The 26987-nt window shown below is 67.3% G+C and carries 22 protein-coding genes; 14 read left to right on the top strand and 8 right to left on the bottom strand.

Going from position 1 to position 26987, the window contains the following annotated elements; all coding sequences use genetic code 11:
* Nucleotides 1-443: 443 nt before the first annotated feature.
* From IWC96_RS06325 to aguB, 3 genes are all read left to right on the top strand, one after another.
* The gene (locus IWC96_RS06325; protein ID WP_196838593.1) at nucleotides 444-2792 is read left to right on the top strand and encodes a TonB-dependent receptor; all 2349 of its coding nucleotides are present in this window, start codon (nucleotides 444-446) and stop codon (nucleotides 2790-2792) included.
* Nucleotides 2793-2925: 133 nt separating this feature from the next.
* Nucleotides 2926-3921 carry an agmatine deiminase family protein gene (locus IWC96_RS06320; RefSeq protein WP_196838592.1) on the top strand — a complete coding sequence of 332 codons (996 nt, stop codon included), beginning with the start codon at nucleotides 2926-2928 and terminating at the stop codon, nucleotides 3919-3921.
* Nucleotides 3921-4787 carry an N-carbamoylputrescine amidase gene (aguB, locus tag IWC96_RS06315; protein ID WP_021697084.1) on the top strand — a complete coding sequence of 289 codons (867 nt, stop codon included), beginning with the start codon at nucleotides 3921-3923 and terminating at the stop codon, nucleotides 4785-4787. Before IWC96_RS06320 ends, aguB begins: the two co-directional genes overlap by 1 nt.
* Here aguB and IWC96_RS06310 read toward each other — a convergent pair.
* From IWC96_RS06310 to IWC96_RS06295, 4 genes are all read right to left on the bottom strand, one after another.
* Nucleotides 4784-5599, bottom strand: a complete 816-nt coding sequence (locus IWC96_RS06310; RefSeq protein ID WP_242397108.1) for a right-handed parallel beta-helix repeat-containing protein — start codon at nucleotides 5597-5599, stop codon at nucleotides 4784-4786. The two genes, aguB and IWC96_RS06310, sit on opposite strands and share 4 nt — an antisense overlap.
* A gap of 167 nt (nucleotides 5600-5766) precedes the next feature.
* Complete coding sequence (locus IWC96_RS06305) at nucleotides 5767-6435, bottom strand: phosphatase PAP2 family protein (protein ID WP_242397109.1); 669 nt, start codon at nucleotides 6433-6435, stop codon at nucleotides 5767-5769.
* A gap of 149 nt (nucleotides 6436-6584) precedes the next feature.
* Entirely contained in the window at nucleotides 6585-7112 is a 528-nt protein-coding gene (locus IWC96_RS06300; protein WP_021697087.1) for a hypothetical protein, read from the bottom strand.
* A gap of 69 nt (nucleotides 7113-7181) precedes the next feature.
* The gene (locus tag IWC96_RS06295; protein ID WP_021697088.1) at nucleotides 7182-7502 is read right to left on the bottom strand and encodes a hypothetical protein; all 321 of its coding nucleotides are present in this window, start codon (nucleotides 7500-7502) and stop codon (nucleotides 7182-7184) included.
* A gap of 137 nt (nucleotides 7503-7639) precedes the next feature.
* Between IWC96_RS06295 and IWC96_RS06290 the strand changes: the two genes are divergently transcribed.
* Nucleotides 7640-10081 carry a DUF305 domain-containing protein gene (locus IWC96_RS06290; protein WP_196838591.1) on the top strand — a complete coding sequence of 814 codons (2442 nt, stop codon included), beginning with the start codon at nucleotides 7640-7642 and terminating at the stop codon, nucleotides 10079-10081.
* A gap of 55 nt (nucleotides 10082-10136) precedes the next feature.
* Here the strand turns inward: IWC96_RS06290 and IWC96_RS06285 are convergent, their stop codons facing one another.
* Entirely contained in the window at nucleotides 10137-11186 is a 1050-nt protein-coding gene (locus IWC96_RS06285) for a deoxyhypusine synthase (protein WP_196838590.1), read from the bottom strand.
* Nucleotides 11187-11285: 99 nt separating this feature from the next.
* Nucleotides 11286-12551 (bottom strand): type III PLP-dependent enzyme, encoded by a 1266-nt coding sequence (locus IWC96_RS06280; protein ID WP_045318957.1) that lies wholly within the window; start codon nucleotides 12549-12551, stop codon nucleotides 11286-11288.
* A 195-nt stretch (nucleotides 12552-12746) separates the two neighbouring features.
* Here IWC96_RS06280 and IWC96_RS06275 point away from each other — a divergent pair, with 195 nt between their 5' ends.
* The 9 genes from IWC96_RS06275 (at nucleotide 12747) to IWC96_RS06235 (ending at nucleotide 22009) form a co-directional block, all read left to right on the top strand.
* On the top strand, nucleotides 12747-13973 hold the full coding sequence (locus tag IWC96_RS06275; protein WP_021697092.1) for a DUF2254 domain-containing protein: 1227 nt from the start codon (nucleotides 12747-12749) through the stop codon (nucleotides 13971-13973).
* An 88-nt stretch (nucleotides 13974-14061) separates the two neighbouring features.
* Nucleotides 14062-15480, top strand: a complete 1419-nt coding sequence (locus IWC96_RS06270; RefSeq protein WP_021697093.1) for a circularly permuted type 2 ATP-grasp protein — start codon at nucleotides 14062-14064, stop codon at nucleotides 15478-15480.
* On the top strand, nucleotides 15480-16418 hold the full coding sequence (locus tag IWC96_RS06265; protein ID WP_021697094.1) for an alpha-E domain-containing protein: 939 nt from the start codon (nucleotides 15480-15482) through the stop codon (nucleotides 16416-16418). Before IWC96_RS06270 ends, IWC96_RS06265 begins: the two co-directional genes overlap by 1 nt.
* Nucleotides 16419-16420: 2 nt before the next feature.
* A complete protein-coding gene (locus tag IWC96_RS06260) occupies nucleotides 16421-17284 on the top strand; it encodes a transglutaminase family protein (RefSeq protein WP_021697095.1) in 864 nt (287 codons plus the stop codon).
* A 64-nt stretch (nucleotides 17285-17348) separates the two neighbouring features.
* On the top strand, nucleotides 17349-18113 hold the full coding sequence (locus tag IWC96_RS06255; RefSeq protein ID WP_021697096.1) for a hypothetical protein: 765 nt from the start codon (nucleotides 17349-17351) through the stop codon (nucleotides 18111-18113).
* 138 nt (nucleotides 18114-18251) lie between these two features.
* Nucleotides 18252-19049: a phosphonate ABC transporter ATP-binding protein gene (gene phnC / locus IWC96_RS06250; protein ID WP_021697097.1), complete on the top strand. Its 798-nt coding sequence runs from the start codon at nucleotides 18252-18254 to the stop codon at nucleotides 19047-19049.
* On the top strand, nucleotides 19046-20047 hold the full coding sequence (gene phnD, locus IWC96_RS06245; RefSeq protein WP_196838589.1) for a phosphate/phosphite/phosphonate ABC transporter substrate-binding protein: 1002 nt from the start codon (nucleotides 19046-19048) through the stop codon (nucleotides 20045-20047). The genes phnC and phnD overlap by 4 nt, the downstream gene beginning before the upstream one ends.
* Nucleotides 20044-20871, top strand: coding sequence for a phosphonate ABC transporter, permease protein PhnE (gene phnE / locus IWC96_RS06240; protein ID WP_045318958.1), 828 nt, complete (start codon nucleotides 20044-20046; stop codon nucleotides 20869-20871). The genes phnD and phnE overlap by 4 nt, the downstream gene beginning before the upstream one ends.
* Nucleotides 20872-20953: 82 nt before the next feature.
* Entirely contained in the window at nucleotides 20954-22009 is a 1056-nt protein-coding gene (locus IWC96_RS06235) for a substrate-binding domain-containing protein (RefSeq protein ID WP_021697100.1), read from the top strand.
* 82 nt (nucleotides 22010-22091) lie between these two features.
* Here the strand turns inward: IWC96_RS06235 and IWC96_RS06230 are convergent, their stop codons facing one another.
* Entirely contained in the window at nucleotides 22092-23174 is a 1083-nt protein-coding gene (locus IWC96_RS06230; RefSeq protein WP_196838588.1) for a glycosyltransferase family 1 protein, read from the bottom strand.
* A gap of 92 nt (nucleotides 23175-23266) precedes the next feature.
* Entirely contained in the window at nucleotides 23267-23728 is a 462-nt protein-coding gene (locus tag IWC96_RS06225; RefSeq protein ID WP_021697102.1) for an Lrp/AsnC ligand binding domain-containing protein, read from the bottom strand.
* Between the two features lie 113 nt (nucleotides 23729-23841).
* Between IWC96_RS06225 and putA the strand changes: the two genes are divergently transcribed.
* A complete protein-coding gene (putA, locus tag IWC96_RS06220; RefSeq protein WP_021697103.1) occupies nucleotides 23842-26949 on the top strand; it encodes a bifunctional proline dehydrogenase/L-glutamate gamma-semialdehyde dehydrogenase PutA in 3108 nt (1035 codons plus the stop codon).
* Nucleotides 26950-26987 lie beyond the last annotated feature (38 nt).

Genomic DNA, 26987 nt, shown 5'->3' with positions numbered 1-26987 from the left:
CGGCGTGCGTGAGCCGCTCAACCGGCGCGCCACCATCGACATCAACTTCTAAGGGCCAAACCCTCCCGGCTTCGGCCGGGAGGGACGCTCCTGAAGATGTCGACGGCCATCGGCCAAGACTTCAAAACGCCCGCCCGGCTCCCGCCAGGCGGGCGTTTTTCATGGACGGGCCGTGTAACGGCATGGGTCCGGCCTCGCTGGGCCGGGACGGAGAAAACATCCGTATACAGCTGAAATTATTAGGGTTTCGGCACAGATTGCGGACGCCTTAACCCCCGCTTAATGTTGCTGCACTGCAACACATCGCGCCCTGTCACAAAACCGAAGCGTATCTGTCTTCCGAGTGTCGGGAGTGAGGCCTAAACGGCGCCTATCCATCATGGCCGTACGCATCACTTCGCCCGCCGGGCGTCGCGCGGCCGCAGAGAGGGGATACTCTGAGAATGAGACTCAACCATCTGGCCTACGGCGCCTCCGCCGTCGTCATCGCCCTGGCGGCGGCATCCGCCGCCTCCGCTCAGTCCACCGGCACTCTCGCCGTCGAAGGCACGACCGAAGTCGAGGAAGTGGTCATCACCGGCGTGCGCGGTCCGCGCTCGCTGGCCGGCGCCATCGTCGCTGAACAGGAGCCCAAGTCGCGCTCCACGATCACGCAGGAATATATCGGCAGCCAAGCCGCCGGTCAGAGCATCCTGAACACGATCAATCTGATTCCGGGCGTCAACTTCACCAATAACGATGCTTACGGCTCCTCGGGCGGCGACATCACCATGCGCGGCTTTGACGCCGCCCGCATCTCGCTGACCGCTGACGGCATCCCGCTGAACGACACCGGCAACTACGCCATCTACTCCAACCAGCAGCTTGATCCCGAACTGATCGAGCGCGCCGGCGTGAACCTGGGCACCACTGACGTGGACAGCCCGACGGCCTCGGCCACCGGCGGCACGATCAACTACGTCACGCGCCGTCCGTCGCGCGACCCCGGCCTGATCGTTCAGCCGTCGGTTGGCGGCGAAAACTACGGCCGCATCTTCGCGCTGGTCGAAACCGGCGAATTCGGCCCCTGGGGCACCCGCGCCTGGGCGTCCGTCTCGCGCACCGAGTATGATCACTTCAAGGATCCGGGCGGCATCGAGAAGACCCAGTACAACGGCCGCATCTACCAGCCGCTGGGCGATAACGGCGACTTCGTCTCGCTGGTCGGCCACTACAACGAGAACCGCAACAGCTTCACGCGCCGCGTGACCCTGGCGCAGTTCGAACAGGGCATCGCCTACGATCAGTCCAATACCCTGCAGGCGTCCTTCACGGCTATCAATCCGTCGAACACCGGCAACATCCGTGGTCAGTCGCGCTTCACCCTGGGCGACAGCCTGACCCTGACGGTCGACCCCTCGTTCCAGTACGTCCTGGCCAACGGCGGCGGCACCCAGACGATCAACGAAACCGACCCCCAGATCCGCGGTAACAGCGGCGCTGCGGGCGTTGACCTTAACGGCAACGGCGTGATCGGCGATACGGTGGTTCTGCACCGCCCGAACAACACCCAGACCCACCGTTATGGCGTGACCAGCTCGCTGATCTGGCAGCCCAACGAAAACAATCAGGTGCGCGCTGCTTACACCTACGACCGTGGCGATCACCGCCAGACCGGTGAGATGGGCTTCCTGGACGACTCGGGCCGCCCGGTTAACGTGTTCGCCGGCCGCAAGGGCCCGCGGGTGGAGCTGCCGGACGGCACCATCCTGCGTCGCCGTGACCGTCAGTCCTACGCGATCCTGAACCAGATCGCGCTGGAGTACCGGGGAACGTTCCTGAACGACACCGTCGACCTGCTGCTGGGTGTCCGCGCTCCGTTCTTCGACCGCGAACTGAACAACTACTGCTACCAGCGGGACACGTTCAACGCGTACTGCACCACCCAGACCCCGACGGAGACCAACGCTGACGGTGAAGTCCGCTTCCCCGCCTCGGCGCTGAACCCCGGCGGAAACGCCTGGTACGGTGTGCCGCGCTCGTTCGAGAAGTCGTACGAAGCCGTTCTGCCGAACCTTGGCGTGAACTGGCGCTTCGCTCCGAACCACACCCTCTACGGCAGCTACGCCGAAGGCTTCTCTGCCCCGCGCACCGATGACCTGTACGACCGCGTCATCCCGAACCCGGAGCCGGAAACCACCGACTCCTACGACCTGGGCTATCGCTACCAGTCGGGTTCGCTGATCGCCTCGGTGGCCATCTGGCGCACGGACTACGCCAACCGCATCGTCCGCACCTACGACGAAGCGGCTGACCTGTTCCTGACCCGCAACGTCGGCGACGTGACCCTGCAAGGTGTCGACGGTCAGATCGGCTTCTCCCCGATCGACGCCCTGACCCTGTACGGCTCCTTCACCTACACCGACAGCGAAGTTCAGAACGACCTGCCCAGCAGCGGCGGCGTCTTCATCCCGACCGCGGGCAACCAACTGGTCGAGACCCCTGACTGGCAGTTCGGCTTCCGCGCTGACTATGAAATCGGCGACTGGAACCTGGGCCTGCAAGGCAAGTACGTCGGTGAGCGTTACTCCAACGACATCAACACCGAAGTGGCCCCCGACTACACCGTCTGGGACATGGATGTCCGCTACCGCCTGAACGGCCTGGGAACCAACTCCTGGCTGCAACTGAACGTGATCAACCTGCTCGATGAGGAATATCTGGCCGATATCTCCACGTCGACGTCGGGCACGGCCCAGTATCAGGTCGGCGCTCCGCGCACCGCCATGCTGACCCTGCGCGCCGCCTTCTAAGGCCGCAGACAGCACTGAGGATAAGGGCGGGCCTTCGGGTCCGCCCTTTTTCTTTGGGCGCGGTGCAGGTTGAATGAGGCGTCGGGCGTGGCTATCTGCGCGCGCCGCCCTTTTCGCGTTTCAGGACCTCGCCATGACCGTCATTCCCGCCGAGTGGAGCCCGCACCGCGCCATGTGGGTCGGCTGGCCCAGCCACGGCGAGCTGTGGGAGGACAACCTCGAACCGGCCCAGGCCGAGGTCGAGGCTCTGGTCCGCGCCCTGGCCGGCCCGGGCCGCGAGCAGGTGCGGCTGCTGGTGGGCAAGGCCGGGGCGCTGGATGACGCCCGCGCCCGCTTCGCCGACGTGGCGAACGTCGAGGTGGTGGACGGCCGCTTCGGCGACATCTGGCTGCGCGACACGGGACCGATCTTCAACGCGGACGGCGTCGCCAACGCCTTCGAGTTCAACGGCTGGGGCGGCAAGTACGAACTGGAGCACGACGACACCGTGGCGGTTCAGATCGCCGCCCACGCCCGCGCGGCCCTGACGCCCCACGCCTTCATCCTCGAGGGCGGCGCCGTGGATCACGACGGCGCCGGTACGATCCTGACCACCCGCCAGTGCGTGCTGAACCCCAACCGCAACGCCGACTGGGACGAGGCGACGGCCGGGACCGCGCTGGCCGGGGCGCTGGGCGCCCGCAAGGTGCTGTGGCTGGGCGACGGCTTGTTCAACGACCACACGGACGGCCACGTGGACAATCTGGCGCGCTTCGTGGCGCCCGGCGTGGTCGCCTGCCCCGTGGCCTGGGGGACGAAGGACCCCAACGCCGACGTCTATGACGCCGCCGCCCGCGATCTGGCCGCCATGACCGACGCTGACGGAAACGCCATCCGCGTCCTGCGCATCCCGTCGCCCGGCCTGGTCGTGGACGAGGACGAGAAGGTCGTCCCCGCCAGCCACATGAACTTCCTGATCGCCAACGGCGCGGTGATCGTGCCCACCTATGGCGACGACACCGCCGCCGGCCTGGCCTGCAAGGCCCTGGCCGAGGTGTTCCCCGACCGCGAGATCATTCCCCTGCCGTCCCTCGCCATCCTGTCCGGCGGCGGATCCTTCCACTGCATCACCCAGCAGGAGCCCGCCTGATGCCCCGCACGATCAGTGTCGCCGCCATCCAGACGTCCTACGGAACGGACATGGATGCGAACATCAAGAAGACCGTGGCGTTCGTGCGCGAGGCGGCGTCCAAAGGCGCGCAGGTGATCCTGCCGTCCGAGCTGTTCCAGGGCCCCTATTTCTGCGTCACCCAGGAGGAGGACTGGTTCGCCACCGCCTATCCCTGGCGCGAGCATCCGTGCGTGACTGCCCTGGCCCCGGTGGCCAAGGATCTGGGCGTGGCCATCCCCGTCTCCATCTTCGAGCGCGACGGGCCGCACTATTACAACTCGCTGGTCATGCTGGACGCCGACGGCGAGGCGCTGGGGCTTTATCGCAAGAGCCATATCCCCGACGGGCCCGGCTATCAGGAGAAGTACTATTTCCGCCCCGGAGACACCGGGTTCCGCGTCTGGAACACCCGCTTCGGCAAGGTGGGCGTCGGCATCTGCTGGGACCAGTGGTACCCGGAAACGGCGCGGGCCATGATGCTGATGGGGGCCGAGGTGCTGATGTATCCCACCGCCATCGGGTCCGAGCCCCACGACCCCTCGCTGGACACCGCCGAGCCGTGGCGCCGCGCCATGCAGGGCCACGCCGTGTCCAACGTCGTACCGGTGGTGGGCGCCAACCGCACCGGCCACGAGCAGGTCACCGAGGCGGGGCAGACCTTCTATGGTTCGTCCTTCATCGCCGACCACCGGGGCGATCTGGTGGAGACCCTGGGCCGTCATGACGAGGGCGTGCTGGTGCACGAATTCGATCTGGATTTCCTGGACCGGCACCGCGCCGCCTGGGGCTTCTTCCGCGACCGCCGCACGGATCTCTACGGCGCCCTGACCGGCAAGCCGGCCTAGAAGCCGCGCTCGACCCGGTTGTCGCGGACCAGATTGCCGGTGGCGCCGTCGCCATCATCCTGACTGCTGCCGAAGGGATGACCGGCGTCGGCGTCGCAGTAGCGACGGTCTCCCTCGCGCGACCCGACCACCACGGCGCGCGCCGGGCCGAACCATGAGGCGTGGAAGGTGTTGCCGGTGATGCGGTTGTTCGACGGCGTCTGATGCCGGACGATCCCGTCCTCGCCGCAGTTGCGATACAGGAACACTCCGCCCCGGTTGGTCAGGCCGCCCTCGCTGAGGGCGATGGTGTTGCCCGTGATGACATTGCCCGCCGAGCCGTCGACCGCGATGACCTCCCGGTCCGTGCGAACGGCGATGATGTTGTCGCTCAGCACGTTCAGGCCGCTCTCGGCGTCCAGATAGATGGCCGTGGACACCGAACGCCCTTCCAGCCGCGACCCGGTCAGGCTCAGGCCGGTGACGCCGGGGCCCACATAGAGCGGGATGGAGCCCGTGCCGGTAATTCTCACATCCTCCAGACGCACGCTCGTCGGCGCGGCGGCCTGCAGGCGGTGGGTGTGGTCGGCACGGTATGAGGACCGGCGCAACTCGTCCATCCGCTGGCCCGCGCCGACGCCCCAGACCCGGATCGCGCCGTGCACATGACAGCCCTGGATCAGGATGTTGCGCGGGCGGCTCCAGTGTCCGTCGCGCCGCGACCAGATGGCGATGGTTGGGGTGCGGGTGGTGGTCGCCTGACCCGCGCGCCCGATCACCGCCCCGTCACAGATCAGCCCCGCGCCCGACGCCTCCGCCCCCTCGATCAGCACGCGCCGCGTAACCTGATCGCCCGGGCCAAGCCGCGCCCGGCACGTCAGGCGCACCGGCGGATCGTCATGGGTTCCGGGCGCCAGAAGGGCCGTCGTCTCCTCAGTCGAACAGGATCGCGCCGGCGGCTCGGCCGCGAGCTGCAGGGAGATCAGGGCGACGAGCAGGGTCAGGATGGGGTCTGCCCGAGGGCGATGCGCTCCGCCGCGCAGCCGGGGTTGAGCCGCCCGAAGGTGCGCGCCTGGGCCACCTCAACGCGGGCGGCGGCCAGATCGGCCTGATAGTCCGGCGTCGCCCGCACGGCCGCGAACAGCGCCTCGCCCAGCGCCTGCCCCGCCGCCACGTCGGACGGATAGTGCAGGGCGCAGACCACGCGGCTGACGCCGATCTCGTCGCCGATGCGGATCAGGGCCTCGGCCTGATCGGGCGCGACCTCGGCCATGATGCGGCCCCACAGGGCGCCGACCGTGGCGTGGCCGGACGGGTGCGAGGCGCTGGTCCTGAGATCGCCATCCACCCGGATGCAGGCGCGGCGCGCGGGATCATCGGCGATCGGGCGGGCGCGAAAACCCACCGCCTTGGCGGCGTTGGAGGCGACCGATGCATCCCGCAGCGACCGGCCCAGCAGGCGCACCAGCGCCGGGGGCGGATCGTCGGCAAGCCGGGTGTTCAGCGGACAGTCGAAATGCTGGACCGCCAGCGCGGGGCGCACCTCCGCATGGGTCTGAGCCAGACGCCAGCGGTCGCTGTCCTCCAACCCCGTCCAGCGCAAGGACTCCCGTTGATCCGCCGTCGCTTCGGACGACCCGGCCGTTACGGGCGGGGGAACCGCCGACACCAGTGACGCCAGCGTATCGGGGGCCAGGTACGGCTGCGGCGTCTGCGCGGGCGCTTCGACACGGGAAGGCGCAGGAAAGGACGCATTGACGGAACAACCGCCCGCCAGCAACGCAGCGGTGATCGCCCCAGCGAGCAGGCGACCTCGCCTCATCCCCCGGCGCTCCAGACCAGCTGTACCGACGTTCCGCCATCCTCGGCAGGCGTCGCGAAGACCGACAGATTGCCCCCGTCGGCGGTGGAATGGGCGCCATAAGCGCGTGCGTCGCCCTGGTTCATGGCCATGACCGACGCCAGGCCCTCGGCCTCGGCGCGGTTCCGATGGAAAGCGATCACTTCATCGGGCGACGCGGTGGTGACATAGGTCACGATGCCGCCCGCTCCAGCCTCGTTTTCGGCCGGGGCCGCATCCTCGTCAATCACGCCGCCGGGATAGATGACCGCGAAGGCCGGGGCGTCGGGAGCCGCCAGACGCGCGTCGGCATCGGCCAGGATCGCCGCCTCTGCGGAGGCTGCCGGTGTCGCCGTATCTTCGGCGGCTGTCGCCTCGCTTCCGGCGGCGGTTTCACCCTCAGCGCTCGCCTCGGGCTCCGCCTCGGGTGATTCAGGATCACCGCCGCCGCAGGCGCTCGCGCCGAACAGGACAAGGGCGGCAAGGCCCAGGCTCAGACGCCTCATGAAGACCGTCCTCTATCAATACGGGGGCTACCGTGGCGCATCGTCGTGAGCCGGGCAAGCGGATCATGATCAACCGGTGGCGGCGTCCGCATCATCTCCGGGCCCGCCCCTGCGGCCGGTGTTCCGCACAGCACCGGCGGCGTCCTGGTCACCCTCGTCCTCAGCGGCGGCCATGCCTTCCGTGGTCAGGACACGATCGATGGTTTCCTGATCAGGATCGATGTCGGAACCGGACGCCGAGCCGCCCCGCAGCGACCCCGCTCGGGTGTCCGACCCGCCGTTGGTTCCTGTCAGGGCTTTATCCAGGGTTTCCGTCAGATGGTCCGGAGTACGGCCCAGGTCGGGTTTCTCGCCGTGATCAGAGGGCTGTTTTGTCGTCTCATCGTTCATGAGAATTCTCCTGTAACGACTCAAAGCGCGGTCGCCGCGACGGTTCCGCGTGGGCGCAAGGTTGCGTCCTTTTCACGCCGTCCCCTGAAAATGTCATGCTAGGCTCGACCCAGGGTTCATTCTGCGTGGGGTTTTTCGTGATCGCCAAATCCGCTTCATCTGTTCGTCTGCTCGTCGGCTGTTCGGTTCTCAGCCTCATGGCCGCCGGGGCTGCGGTCGCTCAGGACGCCCCGATCGTGCAGCCCGGCGCGCCCGGCCAGGCGCCGCGCGCCCTGACCGCTGAGGAGGCGACCCGCATCGCCGACAACCGCTTTTCAGCCGACGATGTGCGCTTCATGCAGGACATGATCCACCACCATCATCAGGCGACAGAGATGGCGACTCTGGTGGCGGACCGCACCAACACTCCAGCAATCATCGAGGTGGCCGGACGCATCACCGCGTCACAGGCCGACGAGATCACCTTCATGCGTGACTGGCTGATGGACAGGGGGCAGGACGCGCCCGACCCGTCTGCTCACACCATGGCCGGTCACGGCCAGCACGGCGGACATGGAGCGGCCCACGCGCACATGACCATGGCGGGCATGGCCACCCCCGAGCAGATGGCCGAACTGGCCGCCGCCAGCGGCCCGGCCTTTGACCGCCTGTTCCTGGACCTGATGATCGCCCACCATGCGGGCGCGGTGGAGATGGTGGGCGACCTGCTGGGCCGGTCGGGTTCGGCCTATGACCCGGTGCTGTTCGAGTTCGTGAGCGACGTCACAAACGAACAGCAGGCCGAGATCACCCGCATGACGGCCCTGGCGCGCGGCCTGACCGATGATCCGCGCTCAAGCCTGACGCCTGGCTTCCGCGATGCGGGCGAGGCCGCCAGCAATATGACGCTGGTCGCCAGCCTGCCCAAGCCCGCCGGCTTCTATGACCCCTCCAACCCCGCCGGCCTGCCGCCCCCGATCCCGTCCGAGGATGAGGCCGCCGAAGGCGAGCGCGGCGAGGAGACCCCGGGCCGCTTCGGCCGGCGTGGGCCTTTCCTCAGCTTCGCCAACACCGACCTGGCCTTCTCGGGCGACCTGATGGCCGTGGGCAACTACCACGGCATCAACCTTTACCGGATCGGCGAGGCCGAGCCCCAGCTGATCAGTTCGCTGGTTTGCCCCGGCGGGCAGGGCGACGTCTCCATCGTCGGCGATCTCCTCCTCATGTCGGTGGAGCAGTCCACCGCCCGCGTCGACTGCGGTCGCGAGGGCATCAGCGAGGACGTCAGCCCCGACCGCTTCCGCGGTCTGCGCATCTTCGACATCAGCAACCCGGTGCGCCCCGTTCAGGTGGGCCAGGTCCAGACCTGCCGCGGTTCTCACACCCATTCGGTGGTGTCGTCCGACGAGCGGTCGATCATCGTCTACAACTCGGGCACATCGTCGGTGCGCGATGATGAGGAGCTGGCCGGCTGCGTCGTCGGCCTGCCCGGCGATCCGCGCACGGCCCTGTTCAGCATCGACGTGATCGAGATCCCGGTGGCGGATCCGTCGCGGTCCCGCATCGTCGACAGCCCCCGCGTCTTCGCCGACGACGAGACGGGCGTGGTGGCCGGCCTGTGGCAGGGCGGCGATCACGGCGAGGGCACCCAGCGCACCAGCCGCACCGACCAGTGCCATGACATCACCGTCTTCCCGTCCGCGAACCTGGCGGCGGGCGCCTGTTCGGGCAACGGCATCCTGCTGGACATCAGCGACCCGCGCGCGCCGCGCCGGATCGATGCGGTCAATGACCCGGGCTTCGCCTACTGGCACTCGGCCACCTTCAACAACGACGGCACCAAGGTGCTGTTCACCGACGAGTGGGGCGGCGGTTCGCGGCCGCGCTGCCGCGTTCAGGATCCCGTGACGTGGGGCGCCAACGCCTTCTACGATATCGTTGACGGTCAGCTGGAACAGCGCGGCTACTTCAAGCTGCCCGCGCCCCAGACGGAGCAGGAGAACTGCGTCGCCCACAACGGCTCCATTGTGCCGGTGCCGGGCCGCGATATCTTCGTTCAGGCTTGGTACCAGGGCGGCATCTCGGTGATCGACTTCACAGATTCCGCCAATCCGGTCGAGATCGCCTGGTTCGACCGCGGTCCAGTGGACGGCGAACACTCCATCCTGGGCGGCTACTGGTCCACCTACTGGTACGATGGCCGCATCTACGGCACCGAGATCGTGCGCGGTCTGGACGTGCTGACCCTGCAGCCCAGCGAGCATCTGTCCGAGGCGGAAATCGCGGCGGCCGGTCTTGCCGACCAGGGCGGGACCTTCAATCCGCAGCAGCAGTTTCCGGTGAGCTGGCCTGACCATCCGGTCGTCGCCCAGGCCTATGTGGATCAACTGGCCCGCGCCGAGGCCATGTCGGCCGATCAGGCCGCCCGGCTGATGGAGGCCCTGACCCAGGCCACGGCGCGCATCGATGCCGGCGGCTCGGACGCGGCTCTGGCCGGAACGCTCCAGCAGCTTGCGGCGGGACTCAGCGTCAACGGCGAAGCCGAGCGTGCGGCGGCGCTGCGCGAAACCCTGGATGGCGTGGCCGGCCGCCTTCGCTAGAGGCGCGCTCCGGAAAGAGAAAAGGCCCCGGCGCGAACCGGGGCCTTTTTGCTTCTTAAGCGAACAGCTTGTTCCAGCGTCGCTTCTCGCGGTTCTTCCAGGCGCCCCGATGATAGGCGTCTGAGCCGATCAGCGGCACCACCGTTGTGGCCTCGGCGAACACCATCTGCTCGTGGGTGGTCTGGACCTTGCCCCACGAGGCGGCCTCCTTGAGCGTGGAGGACGAACAGGCGCCGTCGCGAACGTCGGCCACGGTGATCTGCACGGCGTATTTGTGCATCTCGGCCTCGACGCCGAGGATCTCGGCGCAGACCACGGTGTCCTGGGCGAAGTTCTTGGGCACCCCGCCGCCGACCATGAACAGGCCGGTCACGCCGGCGGCGATCTTGATGTCGGTCAGTTCGCGGAAGTCGGCGATGGCGTCCAGCATCATGTAGGGCTGGCCGGCGGCCGCGCGCTCCTTCTGGTGCTTGACCAGACCGAAGCCGGCCGAGGAATCCACGAACGCCGGGCAGAAGATCGGCACGCCTTCTTCGTAGGCGGTCTGGATCAGGCTGCCTTCCTTCTTGGCGTTGCCCTCCGACAGCCACTTGCCCATCTCCCAGATGAACTCACGGCTGGAATAGCCGCGCGGCTCCAGCCGGTTGGCGATCTCCAGGATGGTGTGATCGCAGGCCTGAAGCTCTTCTTCGTCGATGTAGGTGTCGTAGATGCGGTCGATGTAGTTCTCGCGCAGCACGTTGTCGTCCACCTCGCCGGCGGCCTGGTAGTGCTTGAAGCCCAGCGCCTCGAAGAAATCCATGTCGACGATGGAGGCGCCGGTGGCGACCACGGCGTCGACCATGCCGAACTTCACCATGTCGCGGTACACGTGCATGCAGCCGCCGGCCGAGGTGGAGCCCGCGAGGATCAGCCACGGCGAGCAGTCCTTGTCCTCGATGGCCATGTTGAAGATGTCGGCGGCCCGGGCCGTGTCTCGGCTGGAGAACGACATCTTGCGCATGGAATCGATGATCGGCCGCGCGTCGAAGGACGTGATGTCCACGTGCTCGACGGTGTTCTGGAGCAGTTGGGCTTTCTGGTTCGACTGAACAGGAGCGTTCATAGCAAGGGTTTCCCTTTGGTTTGAGCGCCCGTCGTCAAGAGAAGCAGCGGCCCGGACGGAGCGACGGGCCGCTGCTCAATAGAATGCATAAGTGACGGTTTAGCGCCGCGACTTCTTGCGTTGACCCGCCTTGCCCTTGGGCCGGCTGAAGCGAACCACCTTGCGGGCGGTCTCTTCCGCCGTGGTGCGCACGGTGGGGATGGAGCGCGGGGCCAGACCATACAGCGAGGCCATGGGGGCGTCCTCGACCGCGGCGATGTCGTGCACGCCGTAGCCGTTGAAGCCCGTGGACATGGCCACGCCGTAAGCGCCCAGCATGCCGATCTCGATGTAGTCGCCTTCGCGTACATCGGCGGGCAGATAGAACGGCCCAGGCATGTGGTCGATGGAATCGCAGGTCGGGCCGTAGAAGCGGAAGGGCTTCAGTTCACCCGCGCTGTCGCCGTCCCGCACCAGCTTGACCGGGAAGGGCCAGCGCGAGTGCGTCGCGTCGAACAGCGAGCCGTAGGAGCCGTCGTTCAGATAAAGGGCGTCGCCCTTTCTCAGCTCGACCTGACACAGGATCGAGGACGATTCCGCCACCAGCGCGCGGCCCGGCTCGCACCACAGCTCGGTGGTTTCCGAAACCGGCATCTCGTTGAAGCCGCGATGGATGGCGTCGGCGTATTCCTGCATGTCCGGCGGGACCATGCCCGGATAGACCGACGGGAAGCCGCCGCCCACGTCGACGATGTCCACGAACACGCCGGCGCGGCTGATGGCGCGGCCAACCTGGGCCATGGCCGCCTCGTAGGCCGAGGGACGCATGCACTGCGAACCCACGTGGAACGAGACGCCCATCAGGCCGTCCACCGTCGCCTGGCGCACGGCCAGCAGCAGCGACGGCGCATCGTGCGTCGCCACGCCGAACTTGCCCGACAGGGTATAGGCCGCGCCGTCGGCGGAGACCGCCATGCGCACCATCAGGTTCAGATCCTTCGCGCCGCCTGTGGCGTCGAGAATTTTCTGCAGCTCGTCATGGCTGTCCAGCGCGAAGGTGCGGACGCCGTGGTCGAAATAGGCCTTGGTGATGGCCGACCGGCCCTTGACCGGGTGCATGAAGGCCAGGCGCGCGGTGGCGCTGACCGAACGCACCAGTTCGATCTCGGAAAGGGAAGCCACGTCGAACGCGGTGACGCCCGCCTCGATCAGGGTCTCGATGACCCACGACGAGGGGTTCGCCTTTACCGCGTAAAAGACTTCGGCCTTCAGATTGTCCTGGAACCAGCGTGCCGCTACGGAAACAGAGCGCGGCCGCACAAGTGCGACGGGACGCTCGGGGGACCGCTCACGGACCAGGTCCAGGGGCATATGGTACGTGCGCAATTCACGTAACCCCCTGATGATTGTTAACCCAGACCGGCGTTAGCGGCGCAAGCATAAGGACCTACGGGGTCCGCCGGAATGCGCGACATAGGGTTCGTGGGCTGTCATGTAAAGTGACAATTTCAGGGCGGGTTCCCATGTTTTTCGGGAGCCGCCCCCTCGCCGGGGCGTTGCAGAGGCGAGGGAGGCTGGTTCATGGACCGATGGTTATTCGCCTGGCGGCGGCTTAAAGGCCGTCTCTGGTTCCGCGCTGCGCTCTACGCCCTGGTGGGTGTGGCGGCGGCGCTGCTGGCTGTGGTGGGCGCCCCTTGGGTGCCCGAGGACGTGGCCGACCGGTTGGGCGGGGAGTCCGTCGAACAGATATTGACCATTCTGGCCTCAAGCCTGCTGGCCGTGGCCACCTTCTCGCTGGGCGCAATGGTGACGGCCTACACGGCGGTGTCCTCCGCCGCCACACCCCGCGCCGCGTCGCTGGTCACCTCCGACGAAGGCACGCAGAAGTCCCTGGCCACTTTCGTGGGCGCATTCCTTTACGCCATCGTCGGAGTCACAGCGATCAACGCCAACTATTATGGCGCCGAGGGCCGCGCGATCATCTTCCTCGTCAGCCTGTGCGTTGTGGCTCTCGTGGCGTTCCGCCTGCTGGCGTGGATTGACCGACTGTCCAGCCTGGCGCGTGTCGGCCACATCGTGTCGGTGGTGGAGGCGCGCACACATGAGGCCCTGCACGATCGACGGCGGCGCCCGTTCATAAGCGGGCGGGAAGGCGTGCTGAAACAAGGCGCCCTGGTGGCGGCCGGGAGCACCGGCTATGTGCGAAATGTCGATCCTCAGCGGCTCCAGGAGGTGGCAGAGGCGCTGGACTGTGAGGTCCAGGTCATCGCCCCTCCAGGCGCTTTCGTCCGACGCGGGGAGCCGCTTGCACGCATCAGTCTCAAGACGTGCGAAGATGACATCCGCAGGCAGTTCGTTTCGGCCTTTGCGCTCGGCCCAACGCGTTCGTTTGATCAGGATCCCCGCTTCGGCCTGATTGTGCTGGGGGAGATCGCGACCCGGGCCTTGTCGCCCGGCGTCAATGATCCCGGCACGGCCATGCAGGTCATCGGCGTCGGCGTCCGGCTTCTGGACGACTGGGCGCGGACGCCTCCTGACGAGGCCGAGGATCAGGTCTGTTCCCGCATTCTTGCGCCCGATATCGCGGCGCACGACCTGCTCAGCGACGTGATGGACCCGATCGCTCGCCACGGCGTGACCGACCCGGCCGTGATGATCCGGCTGCGAAAGGGGCTGTGGTCTTTGGCCAAAGGCGCCGCCGTCTTCGAGCCCGCCGTGAGGCGCATGGACCAGCATGTGCTGAGCCGGTGCCGCCAGGCGACCGCCTACAAGCCGGACTTCAACACCATCGAAGAGGCCGTCCCCTGACCAAATCCGATAATGCTGCAATGCACAATTGGGTTGCCGCCCAGGGTCCGTCCGGTCCAGTCTGTTGTGCAAGCCGCACGGAGGCGTCATGCCTTTCGACGAGATGACAGGTCATAATGGACCGCCCGAGATCCGGGAGAGCTACCAGGCGCTGGCCCGCTGGCTGGCCGAGGCGCCGCCTGACCTGCTGCAGGCCCGTTCGCGTCAGGCTGAGCTGTTCTTTCGCCGCATGGGCATCACCTTCGCCGTCTATGGCGAGGCGGCGTCCAGCGAACGTCTGATCCCCTTCGATGTGGTGCCGCGCATTATCGGCGCGGCGGAGTGGGCAGGGCTGGAAGCCGGCCTGGTCCAGCGCGTGGGCGCGCTGAACGCCTTTCTAAAGGACATCTACGGCCCCCAGGAGTGTCTGAAGGCCGGCATTATTCCGCCGGAGTTGGTTCTGACCAATCCCTGCTACCGGCCCGAGATGCAGGGCCGCCGTCCGCCGGGCGATATCTGGGTCCATATCGCCGGGGTGGATCTGGTCCGCACCGACGAGGACGGCTTCCACGTGCTGGAGGACAATGTCCGCACGCCCTCCGGGGTCTCCTACATGCTGGAGAACCGCGAGATGATGATGCGGCTGTTCCCGGACCTGTTCGCCGAATATCCGGTGAGGCCGGTGGAGACCTACGCTGACATGCTGCTGGACAGCCTGCGCGCCTGCGCACCGTCGGGGGCGGGGGCTGATCCATGCATCGTGGTGCTGACGCCGGGCCAGTATAATTCAGCCTATTACGAACACTCGTTCCTGGCCGACAAGCTGGGCGTGGAGCTGTGCGAAGGCGCCGACTTGTTCGTGGACGACGGCTTTGTCTTCATGCGCACCACCCAGGGAGCCAAGCGCGTGGACGTGATCTATCGCCGGGTGGATGACGCCTGGCTGGACCCCCTGACTTTCCAGCCGGAATCCGCCCTGGGCGTGCCGGGTCTGATGACCGCCTATCAGGCGGGCACGGTGACCCTGGCCAATGCGGTGGGCACGGGCGTGGCCGACGACAAGGCGGTCTACACCTACATGCCCGAGATCATCCGCTTCTTCACCGGCGAGGAGCCGATCCTTAAGAACGTCCCCACTTGGCGCTGCCGCGAACCCGAGGCCTTGAAGGAAGTGCTGGGCCGGATGGACGAGCTGGTGGTCAAGGAGGTGGGCGGTTCCGGCGGCTACGGCATGCTGGTGGGACCAGCCGCGACGAAGGCCGAGATCGAGGATTTCCGCAAGAAGCTGATCGCCGACCCGGACGACTTCATCGCCCAGCCGACCCTGTCCCTGTCCACGGCGCCGACCCTCGACAAGGGTGAACTGGCCAGCCGCCATGTGGACCTGCGCCCCTTCGTGCTGTCGTCGCCGCAGGGGATCAAGGTGGCGCCTGGCGGCCTGACCCGGGTGGCGCTCAAGGCCGGCTCCCTGGTGGTGAACTCCAGCCAGGGCGGCGGCACCAAGGACACCTGGGTGTTGGAGGACTGATGCTTTCACGGACCGCCGACAGCCTGTTCTGGACCGGCCGCTACATCGAGCGGGCCGACTATCTCGCGCGCATTCTGGAGGCCACCCTGCGCCTGGCCGCCATCCCCACCCGAGAAGGCGCCAGCCAGGGCGTCTGGGCCGGCGCCGTGGGCTCGGCCGGCATGGCCGACGCCTTTGCCGCCCTGGGCGCGACGCCGAACGAACGGTCCGTGCGTGAGTTCCTCGCCTTCGCCCCTGACAATGACTCCTCCATCACCGCCTGCATCACCCGGGCCCGCACCAATGCGCGCTCGGTGCGCACCGCTCTGACAGTGGAGCTGTGGGAGGCCATCAACGGCGCCTGGAACGGCCTGGCGGAACAGGGGCGTCCGACGCGGCGCGACGAGTTCGTCAACTTCCTGGAGTGGGTCAAGACCGTCACCCTCTCGGTTGAGGGCGCCTCGTCGCGAACCATGCTTAGGAACGACGCCTACTGGTTCCTGAAGCTGGGCGCGGCGGTGGAGCGGGCGGACAACACCGCCCGGCTGCTGGACGTGAAATACCACCTGCTGCTGCCCGAGGGCGAACGGGTCGGCGGGCAGCTGGACTATTTCCAGTGGACCACCCTGCTGCGCGAGGTTTCGGCCCTGACGGCCTACCGCTGGGTCTACCGCGACAACGTCAAGCCGTGGCTGGTGGCGGACCTGCTGGTGCTGAACCGCCAGATGCCCCGCTCCCTGGCCAGCTGCCAGTCCGAGATCGTCAGCTGCCTGGAGCTTCTGGCCGCCGACTACGGCCGCCGCGGCCTGTCCCAGCGCATCGCCAACACCCGGCTGATGCAGTTCGAGGAGGCCACCATCGAACGCATCTTCCAGTCCGGCCTGCACGAATACATCCAGGCCTTCCTGGACCAGAACAACCGCCTTGGTCAGGCCATCAGCGAACAGTATCTGAGCTGACCATGCGCATCCGGATCGATCACGCCACCACCTACAGCTACGATCAGGCCGCGCGCTTCATCATTCAGGTGCTGCGCCTGACGCCTCGCTCCTGCGACAGCCAACAGGTGGACCGCTGGCGCATCGAGACCGACGTGGACGCCCGCCTGCGCCAGTCCGAGGACGCCTTCGGCAACATCGTCCACACCCTCTACACCGAACAGCCCGCCGACAGCCTGACCGTGCGCGTGGCCGGAGAGGTCACCACGACCGACACCGGCGGGGTGATGAGCGGCTGGCCCGAACGCCTGTCTCCGCTAGTGTTCCTGCGCGACACTCCCCTGACCACCTGCGACGCCGCCCTGATCGATTTCTCCGAGACCTTCCGCGACAAATCCGGGCTGGAGCAGTTGCACGCTCTCACGGCCGCCCTGCACGAGCGGATCACCTTCGAGGTCGGAGTCACCTCGGCCACCCACACCGCCGCCCAGGCCTTCGCCGAGGGTCGTGGGGTCTGTCAGGATCACGCCAATATCTTCATCGCTGTGGCCCGTCGCCTCGGCGTGCCGGCCCGCTATGTCTCGGGTCACATGGTGCGCATGGACGGCGAAACCGATCAGGAGGCCGCCCACGCCTGGGCCGAGGCCCATGTGGACGGACTGGGCTGGGTGGGGTTCGATCCCGCCAACGGCGTCAGCCCCTCCGAGTCCTATGTGCGGGTCGCCTCCGGCCCCGACTATCTCGGCGCTGCCCCGGTGCGCGGAACCAGCTATGGCGGGGGCGGCGAGCGCCTGAGCGTGAAGCTGGACGTGCGCGATGTCCGTCAGTCCCAGGGCCAGCAGCAGGCCCAGCAGTCCGGCGGCCGCCAGACGGGAGGGCCGCGATGAACGTGGGTCGCATCGCCCTCGAATCGGTTATGGCTGGCTGGGGCTTCGAGTCAGGCGACTATTCATGACCTATTGCGTCGGCATGCTGGTGAACGAAGGCCTGGCCATGATGGCCGACACCCGCACCAACGCGGGGGTCGACAACATCTCATCCTACAAGAAGCTGCATGTGATCGAGACGCCCGGCGAACGGGTCATCGCCTTGGCCACGGCGGGCAATTTGTCGGTGACCCAGACCGCCCTCGCCATGGTGCGCGAAGGCATCCGCATGGCCGACTCGGATGAAGTCGAGACCCTTCACACCGCGCCGACCCTGTTCCGCGCCGCCCAGCTGGTGGGCCATGCGGTCAAGAGCGTGCGCGAGAACATCGCCCCCTCTCTGGAAGCCGAGGCCGTGGACGTCAGCGCCACCGTGCTGATGGGCGGTCAGGTCGCGGGCGGGGCCCTGGGGCTCTACCTGATCTACAGCCAGGGCAATTTCATCGAGTGCGGGGCCGACACGCCCTACATGCAGATCGGCGAATTCAAGTACGGCAAGCCGATTCTGGACCGCGCCCTCACCACCGACACGCCGCTGGACGATGCGGTGAAGCTGGGCTTGATCTCGTTCGACTCCACGGTTCGCTCCAATGTCGCCGTAGGGCCGCCGTTCGATCTGATCACCCTGGAGCGTAACGCCCTCAAGGGCGATCAGCGCCGTATCGAGGCGGAGGATCCCTATTTCCGCGAACTGGGCGCGCGCTGGTCCCAGGCCCTGGCCGAAGCCCACCGGGTCATGCCCACGCCGCCCTGGATGACCGACCGTCCGCCGGGTCTCAAGGCCGTCTGATGGCGCGGGCGTAATCCGTCGCATCCGCCGCACTGGACGCAAACCGGCCCGGCGTGTCATTAACGAGTCATCCGCGCCCGGCAGAAGGGGCGCTTGCCCTTTAGAACACACCCGTTCCAGCAGCCCCCTGACGCGTTCATGAGCTCCCAGATCGCCGCCGTCGCAGATGTGCGCGACGTGTCCAAGACCTATGGCGCGCGTAAGGCGCTGGACGGCGTCACCGTGTCCGTCGCGCCCGGCGAGATGGTGGCCCTGATCGGCCCGTCCGGCTCGGGCAAGTCCACACTGCTGCGCTCCATCACCGGCCTGATTCCCATCGACGGCGGCAAGGGCAAGATCATCGTCTTCGGCGAGACGGTGCAGCAGAACGGGCGTCAAGTGTCTTCCGTGCGCCGCACGCGCGGCAAGCTGGGTTTCATCTTCCAGCAGTTCAATCTGGTCGGCCGCCTCAGCCTGTTTTCCAACGTCATGCTCGGCGCCCTGGGGCGTCTGCCCGCCTGGCGCGGCGTGTTCGGCCTGTGGCCGCCCGAGGACAAGGAAAAGGCCATGGCCGCCCTGCACCGGGTGGGCGTGGCCGACTACGCGGCCCAGCGCGCCAACACCCTGTCCGGCGGACAGCAACAGCGGGGCGCCATCGCCCGCGCCATCGTCCAGGGCGCCCAAGCCATCCTGGCCGATGAGCCGGTGGCTTCGCTGGACCCGGTCTCTGCCCGCAAGGTCATGGAGCTGTTGGTCGAGCTGAACCGCCGCGACGGCCTGGGCGTGATCGTCACCCTGCATCAGGTGGACTACGCCATTCGCTATTGTGAGCGCGTGATCGCACTCAAGGCGGGCAAGGTTGTCTATGACGGCCCCTCGGCCGGCCTGGACCGCCCCACCCTTATCGACATCTACGGTCCCGAGTTCGAGGACGCGTTCTGGGAGACTCAAGCATGAGCCGCGCCATCACCCGCCGCCTCGCTGTCGCCGCTTCGACCCTCGCCCTGGCCGCCTTCACCGCCTCGTGCGGACAGGGTGGGGGCGAGGCCGACGGCCCCCCGACCGAGATCACCTTCTCCATCCTGTCGGCCGAGAGCCAGACTGCCTCCGGCCCCCTGTGGGAGCCGTTGCTGAACGACATGGAGGAAGAGATCGGTGTCGAGGTCCGCCCCTTCTTCGCCAGCAACTACAATGCTCTGATCGAGGCCATGCGCTTCGATCAGGTGCAGGTCGGCTGGTTCTCGGCCCTGCCGGCGCTTCAGGCCATCGACCGGTCGCAGGGCGAGGTCATCGCCCGAACCGTCGATGTGGATGGCAAGGACAGCTACACCTCCACCCTGATCGTGCGGCGCGGCTCGGGCATCACCCTGGATCAGGTGCTGGCCTGTGATCGGAGCCTGACCTTCGGCCTCGGCGACGCCCAGTCCACCTCGGGCACGCTTGCGCCCATGACCTTCCTGTTCAGCCCCCGCAACATCGAGCCAAGCGACTGCTTCCGAACCGTGCGCTCGGCCAATCACCAGGCCAATTCCTTCTCGGTGGCCACCGGCGTGCTGGATGTCTCGACCTCCAATTCGGTCAACACGGTATTCCTGACCCGGAACAACCCTCAGATCATCGCGCAGCTGGAGACCATCTGGGAATCGCCGCCGATCCCGGAGTCAGGCATCGTTCTGCGGTCCGATCTGGACCCGGCCCTGAAGGAGCGCATCCGCAGCTTCTTCCTGACCTACGGCCAGGGCGAAGGCCCCGAGGCCGAGCGGCAGCGTCAGGTTCTGGCCGCCCTGAACTACTCCCAGTTCCGCGCCGCTGACGGAAGTTATCTGGACCCCATCCGCGAGATGCAGGCCGACCAGGCCCTGCGTGAGGCCCGCGCTTCCGGCGACCAGGCCGCTGTCGCCGCAGCCCAGGCCCGGCTTGCCGAGCTGCGCGTGAATCGTGAGGTGACGCCTTGACCGCGACGCCGCTTCAGCCTGGCGTTATCCCCGAGCCGCCTGCCCGATCGGCGGGGGCGTGGGCGCTCGACATCATGCTGTGGGGCGGTCTGCTGCTGCTTCTGCTGATCAGCTTCGGCCCGGTGGACATGAGCCGCCTGCCGCTGCTGTTCACCAACACGGACAACATTCGACTCTATGGGCGCGAATTGTTGAACCCGCCCATGCCGTGGGACAATCCCGAGCTGTGGGCGCGGCTGGTCGGCCAGATGTGGCTGACCATCCAGATCGCTCTGTGGGGCACCTTCATCGCGGTGTTCCTGGCCATCCCCATGGGGCTGGCTGCGGCGCGGAATATCGCGCCGAACTGGATCGTCTGGCCCATGCGCCGGGTCATGGACATCCTGCGCTCCATCCCGGATCTGGTCATGGGCACCCTGTTCATCGTAGCCGTGGGCCTTGGGCCCCTGGCCGGTGTGCTGGCCATCGCCCTGAACACCGCAGGTGTGCTGGCCAAGCTGTTCTCCGAGGCGGTGGAGTCCATCGACCACGGGCCGGTCGAGGGCGTGCGTGCCACCGGCGCGGGCCGTTTGCATGAAATCGTCTGGGGCGTGATACCCCAGGTGGCGCCCTTGTGGACCTCGTTCGCCCTGTACCGCTTCGAGTCCAACAGCCGTGCGGCCACGGTGCTGGGCCTGATCGGCGCCGGCGGCATCGGCCAGCTGCTGTTCGAGAATATCCAGTCGTTCAACTATGCGACGGTCTCGGCCATCGCAATCGTCATCGTCGTCGCCGTCAGCCTGATCGACATGCTGTCACAGGCGATGCGCAAGCGGCTTCTGTAACGGAACCGTCACCCGTGCGCAGACGACCTGTCACATGCTCCGGGTAAGGACAATGTCGAGACTTCATGGGAGAATTCAGGACATGAGACCCTATCTGATCGCGGTGGCTGCGGCCGCCCTCGTCGCCGCATGCGGTGACGGCTCCGGCGGCGCCGGGGCCCAGCGTGACACGGTCTGGGCGGCGGGCTCTTCGACCGTCTTCCCCTTCACCACCCGCGTGGCCGAGAACTACGCCCAGCGCAGCGGCGGCGTCGCCCCGCGCGTGGAGTCGCTCGGCACCGGCGGCGGCATCGCCGCCTTCTGCGCCGGCGTCGGCACCCAGACGCCCGACATCGCCAACGCCTCGCGCCGCATGAAGGCGTCCGAGTTCGACCAGTGCGTGGCCAATGGCGTCACCGACATCATCGAGATCCAGATTGGCTATGACGGCATCGTCATCGCCACGGCCCGTAACGGCGCCGATTTCGCCTTCGAGGGCGGCGACCTCTACCTGGCCCTGGCCGCCCAGGTTCCGGGCGAAGGCGCGGACTACGTCGCCAACCCGCATGCGTCGTGGGATCAGGTGCGCGCCGGCCTGCCGGCCCAGCGCATCCAGGTCTACGGCCCGCCGCCCACCTCGGGCACCCGCGATTCTTGGCTGGAGCTGGGCATGGCCCCGTCGGCCGAGGCCGTGCCGCAACTGGCCGCCCTTGCCGAAAGCGACGAGGATCGCTTCGAGACCCTGGCCCACACCCTGCGCGAGGACGGCGCCTGGATCGACGCCGGCGAGAATGACAACGCCATCGTCCAGACCCTGACCCGCACGCCTGGCGCGGTTGGTGTTTTCGGGTTCTCGTTCCTCGAGCAGAACATGGACCAGGTGAAGGCCGCCACCGTCAACGGCGTGGCCCCCACGGTCGACACCATCGCCTCTGGTGAGTACCCGATCAGCCGCTCCATGTTCATCTACGTCAAGAAGGCTCACCTCGGCGTGGTGCCCGGCCTCGACGCGTTCGTGGCCGAGTACGTCTCCGAGAACAGCATGGGACGCGGCGGCTATCTTCAGGACCGCGGCCTGATCCCGCTGATGCCGGAACAGTTCGCGGCCCAGCGTGAGGCTGTAGCCAGCCAGACCAGCATGGCCCGTCCGGAAGAGTGATCGGACTCATCATCTGAAATGACGAACGCCGCGAGCCTTTCGGTTCGCGGCGTTTTTCTTTGTCCGTCTTCGAAGATGTGGCTCAGGCCGCCTTGCCGCGCACCCGGGCCAAGCGGCGAAGACGCCGCCAAAGCCGCGTCTTCTGGGGCTCCGGATAGGGCTGCAGGTTCTCGACGAACTGCTCGGCCGAGGCGCGCCAGCTGAACTTCTCCGCATAGGCGCGCACGGTCTCGGGATCCATCTTCAGCGCTTCGAGACAGGCGGTCTTCAGGTCGTCGTCGATGGCGCCGGCGCCGGAGCCGGGAATGATGTCGATGGGCCCATGCGCCGGATAGGCCGCCACCGGCGTGCCGGCGGCCATGGCCTCCAGGATCACCAGGCCGAAGGTGTCGGTCCATGAGGGGAACACGAACACGTCCGCATCGGCGAAACAGCGGGCCAGCTCCTCGCCGAACCGCGCGCCCAGAAATTTCGCCTCGGGGTACCGGGACTCCAGATCGGCCTTGGCCGGACCGTCCCCAACGATGATCTTGGTGCCGGGCAGGTCCAGCTCAAGGAAGGACTCGATATTCTTCTCCACCGCCACCCGGCCCACATTCAGCCAGAACGGGCGCGGCCAGTCCTTTCCGCCGAGTTCCTCGTAGATGGGTTCGCGATCGGGCCGGAACAGGTCGGTGTCCACGCCCCGCGACCAGGGCGAAACGTTCCTGAACCCATGCTCGGTCAGCTCGTCGCGCAGGGTCGGCGTGGCCACCATCAGACGGCCCGACGGCTTGTGGAACCACTTCATGTAGGCGTAGCCCACCTGAACCGGGATCGGGAACCGAGCCGAGACGTACTCGGGGAATTTGGTGTGATAGCTGGTGGTGAACGGCAGTTTCCATTCCACGCAGATGCGACGCGTGGCGATGCCGATGGGGCCTTCGGTGGAGATGTGCACGGCCTCCGGCTCGAAGGCGCGCAGGCGCTCGCGGATCTCCTCCTCGGCGCCCAGGGCCAGCCGGATTTCCGGATAGGTGGGGCAGGGGATGGTCTTGAATTGCCCCGGCTCGATGACCTCCACTTCGTGGCCCATGGCGCGACATTCGGCGACCGTGCGGGTCAGGGTGCGGACGACGCCGTTCATCTGGGGTTCCCAGGCGTCGGTGGCCAGTACGATGCGCATTAAGGGCTTCAGCTCCCCGTTTCCGAAGGGCGACAGGCTTAACCCCTAACCGCGACAAACGCGAGACATGATCCGCGCCCGGAAAAGCCGTTTCAGATGGGCAGGATCGGGATGCTCTTGATCTCCTCCATCACCGCATAGGTCCGGGTCTCGCGCACCCCCGGCATGTGCACCAGCACGTCGCCCAGAAAGGCGCGATAGGCGTTCATGTCCGCCAGCCGCGCCTTGATCAGATAATCGAAGCCGCCCGCTACCATATGGCACTCCATGATCTCGGGGGTCTTGCGGGCTTGGGCGGCGAAGGCGTCGAACAGGTCGCCGGTGGTGCGGTCCAGAACCACCTCGATGAAGATCAGCAGGCCACGGTTGACTGCCGCCGGATCGATCAGGGTGGAATAGCCCAGGATCACCTTGCGTTGCCGCAGCCGCTTCACCCGCTCCAGACAGGCGGCCGGGGACAAATTGCAGCGCTTGGCCAGCTCGGCGTTGGTGATCCGCCCATCCAGTTGAAGTGTCTTCAGGATTCTGAGATCGGTCGCATCCAAATCATGCATTCGGCGTTCTCGCTTCCAAACCAAATTATGTTCGGTTGAGGTGGCTAAGATACAGAGGATATTTCCCTCTGGCCAGCGTATGGGGAGCCGAACACCGGCCGGAGTCGAGACGCGTGACGAACTGGGACGCCCTGGATCAATTGAAGTTCCGAGACGAGCGCGAGGCCGTGGCCGATCTGCTGGCGCGCATGCCGCTGGACCCGGTCGAACGGGGCGCGGTGGTGGCCGAGGCCATCGCCCTGGTCGAGCGCGCCCGAGCCGCCGCCAACCGTCAGGGCGTGGTCGAGGGCTTCTTGCAGGAATACAGCCTGGGCACCCGCGAGGGTCTGGCCCTCATGTGCCTGGCCGAGGCGGTGCTGCGCACCCCTGACGACGAGACGCGAGACCGCCTGATCGCCGAAAAGATCAGCTCGGCCGACTGGGCCTCGCACCTGGGCCAGTCCGACAGCCTGTTCGTCAACGCCTCCACCTGGGGCCTCATGCTGACCGGCAAGCTGGTGGACGTGGACGATGACGCCCGCCGCGACCTGCCCGGCTTCCTGGCCCGCGTGGCCGGCCGCATCGGCGAGCCGGTGATCCGCCAGGCGGTGGTCACGGCGGTCAAGATCATGGGCGAGCAGTTCGTGCTGGGCCGCAACATCGGCGCCGCCTTGAAGCGTGCGGATCGCCATGACTGGCTGTGCAGCTTCGACATGCTGGGGGAGGGCGCCCGCACCGCCGCCGACGCCGAGAACTACGAGCGCATCTACGCCGGCGCCATCGAGGCGGTCGGCAAGGCCCGCCCCAAGGGGCAGGGACCCGAAGACGGCCACGGCGTCTCGGTCAAGCTGTCGGCCCTGTCGCCCCGCTACGAGGCCATTCAGGAGGAGCGGGTGTGGGACGAGCTCTATCCCCGCGTGCTGCGCCTGGCGAAACTGGGGGCAAAGTACAATCTGAACTTCACCATCGACGCCGAGGAAGCCGACCGGCTGGTCCTGTCGCTCAAGCTGCTGGACCGGCTGGCCCATGAACCCGAACTGGGCGACTGGACCGGCCTGGGTCTGGCGGTGCAGGCCTATCAGAAGCGCGCCCCGCAGGTCATCGCCCTGATCGCCGACCTGGCCCAGCGATCGGGCCGTCGCCTGATGGTGCGTCTGGTCAAAGGCGCCTACTGGGACACCGAGATCAAGCGCGCCCAGATCGCGGGCCGCGTGGACTATCCGGTCTTCACCACCAAACAGGCCACGGACCTGAACTTCCTTGTCTGCGCCGAGGCCATGGTCGAGGCGGCGCCCCACATCTATTCCCAGTTCGCCACCCACAACGCCCACACCCTGGCGGCCGTGAACCGCATGGCGCGGGAACGGGAGGTGCGTATCGAGTTCCAGCGCCTGCACGGCATGGGCGAGGCGCTCTACGACGCCGCCCGCCACACCTGGAACGAGGGCGCCGAGCCGGTGGTGCGCGCCTACGCCCCCGTCGGCGGCCATGAAGAACTGCTGCCCTATCTGGTGCGCCGTCTGCTGGAGAACGGCGCCAACTCCTCCTTCGTCCACGCTCTGCTGGACGAACGGGTTCCCGCCGGCGACGTGGCCGCCGACCCCATCTCCGCCGTCGAGGCCCAGCCCGACCGTCACCCCAAGCTCCCGGTGCCCAGAGACATGTACGGAAATCGTCTGAACTCCCTCGGCCGCGATTATTCCCAGGCGGAAGACCGCGAAATCCACGCCCAGGCGCTGGAGGCGCTGGACCGTGAGAAGCTGAACGCGGGCCCCTTCATCGGCGGCGCCCTGAAGGCCGGCGAAAGCCCCCGGGATGTGACCAGCCCCTGTGACCGCGCGCGCATCCTCGGGCACGCCTCGGAGGCCACCGCCGAGGACGTGGACGAGGCCATCCAGCGCGCGGCCAACGCCCAGGTGGCGTGGGACCGCGCCGGCGGCGCCGCCCGCGCGGTAGTGCTGCGCGCCATGGGCGACGCGCTGGAGGCGGACATGGACCGCCTGATCGCCCTGCTGTGCCGCGAGGCGGGCAAGACCCTGGACGACGGCGTGGCCGAGGTGCGCGAGGCCGCCGACTTCTGCCGCTACTACGCCATGCTGGCCGAACAGCAGTTCGGCGGGCCCGAGGATCTGATCGGTCCGGCTGGAGAGACCAACCGTCTGGTCCTGCACGGTCGCGGCGTGTTCGCCTGCATCAGCCCGTGGAACTTCCCGTTGGCCATCTTCACCGGTCAGGTGGCCGCGGCCCTGGCCGCCGGAAACGCCGTGCTGGCCAAGCCCGCTGAACAGACGCCGCTGGTGGCCTGCGAAGCGGTGCGCCAGTTCCACAAGGCAGGTCTGGACCCCGATCTTCTGGCGCTGGTCCCGGGCCGGGGCGAGACTGTCGGCGCGGCTCTGGTCAATCATCCGGGCATCGACGGCGTGGCCTTCACCGGCGGCACTGAAACCGCCTTCGCCATCAACCGCTCCATCGCCGCCCGCGAAGGGGCGATCATTCCCTTCATCGCCGAAACGGGCGGGCTGAACGGCATGTTCGTGGACACCACGGCCCTGCGCGAACAGGTCATCGACGACGTGATCACCTCGGCCTTCGGTTCGGCCGGTCAGCGCTGCTCGGCCCTGCGCATCCTGTTCATTCCCAAGGCCAACGCCGATGACTTCATCCAGCGTCTGGCCGGGGCGCTGAAGACGCGCGTGATCGGCGACCCCGCTGATCCCTCCACGGACATCGGCCCCGTGATCGACGCAGAATCCCGCGAGATTCTCGAAAAACATGTCCAGCGGCTGGAAAAGGAGGCGAAGGTCGTCGCACGCGCCGACCTGCCCGAGGGCGCCGAGCGGGGCGACCTGTTCGCGCCGGTCATCGCCGAGATCCCCACGCCCGACTTCCTTGAAAAGGAGGTCTTCGGCCCGATCCTGCACATCTACCGCTACGACCCTGACAACCTGGAGGAGGTCGCCCGCAAGCTGGCCGCGCGCGGCTACGGGCTGACCTTGGGCGTGCACAGCCGCATCGACGCCTTCGCCGCCGACGTCATGGCCCTGGTCCCTGCCGGAAACGTCTATGTCAACCGCTCCATCACCGGGGCTGTGGTGGGCGTCCAGCCCTTCGGCGGCGAGGGGCTGTCCGGCACTGGCCCCAAGGCGGGCGGCCCCAACAGTCTGATCCGCTATGCCTCGGAAAAGGCCATCAGCGTCAATATCGCGGCCCAGGGCGGCGACCCGGCCCTGCTCAATCTCTAGACCTGATTCACGGCACATCCGGCTGGCGTTGACTCTGC

Origin of the sequence: Brevundimonas sp. BAL450 (genome assembly GCF_015767455.1) — a bacterium.
Classification (GTDB): Bacteria; Pseudomonadota; Alphaproteobacteria; order Caulobacterales; family Caulobacteraceae; genus Brevundimonas; species Brevundimonas abyssalis.
Note: the sequence above shows the minus strand (reverse complement) of the source record. Positions and strands in the feature narration are given on the sequence as shown.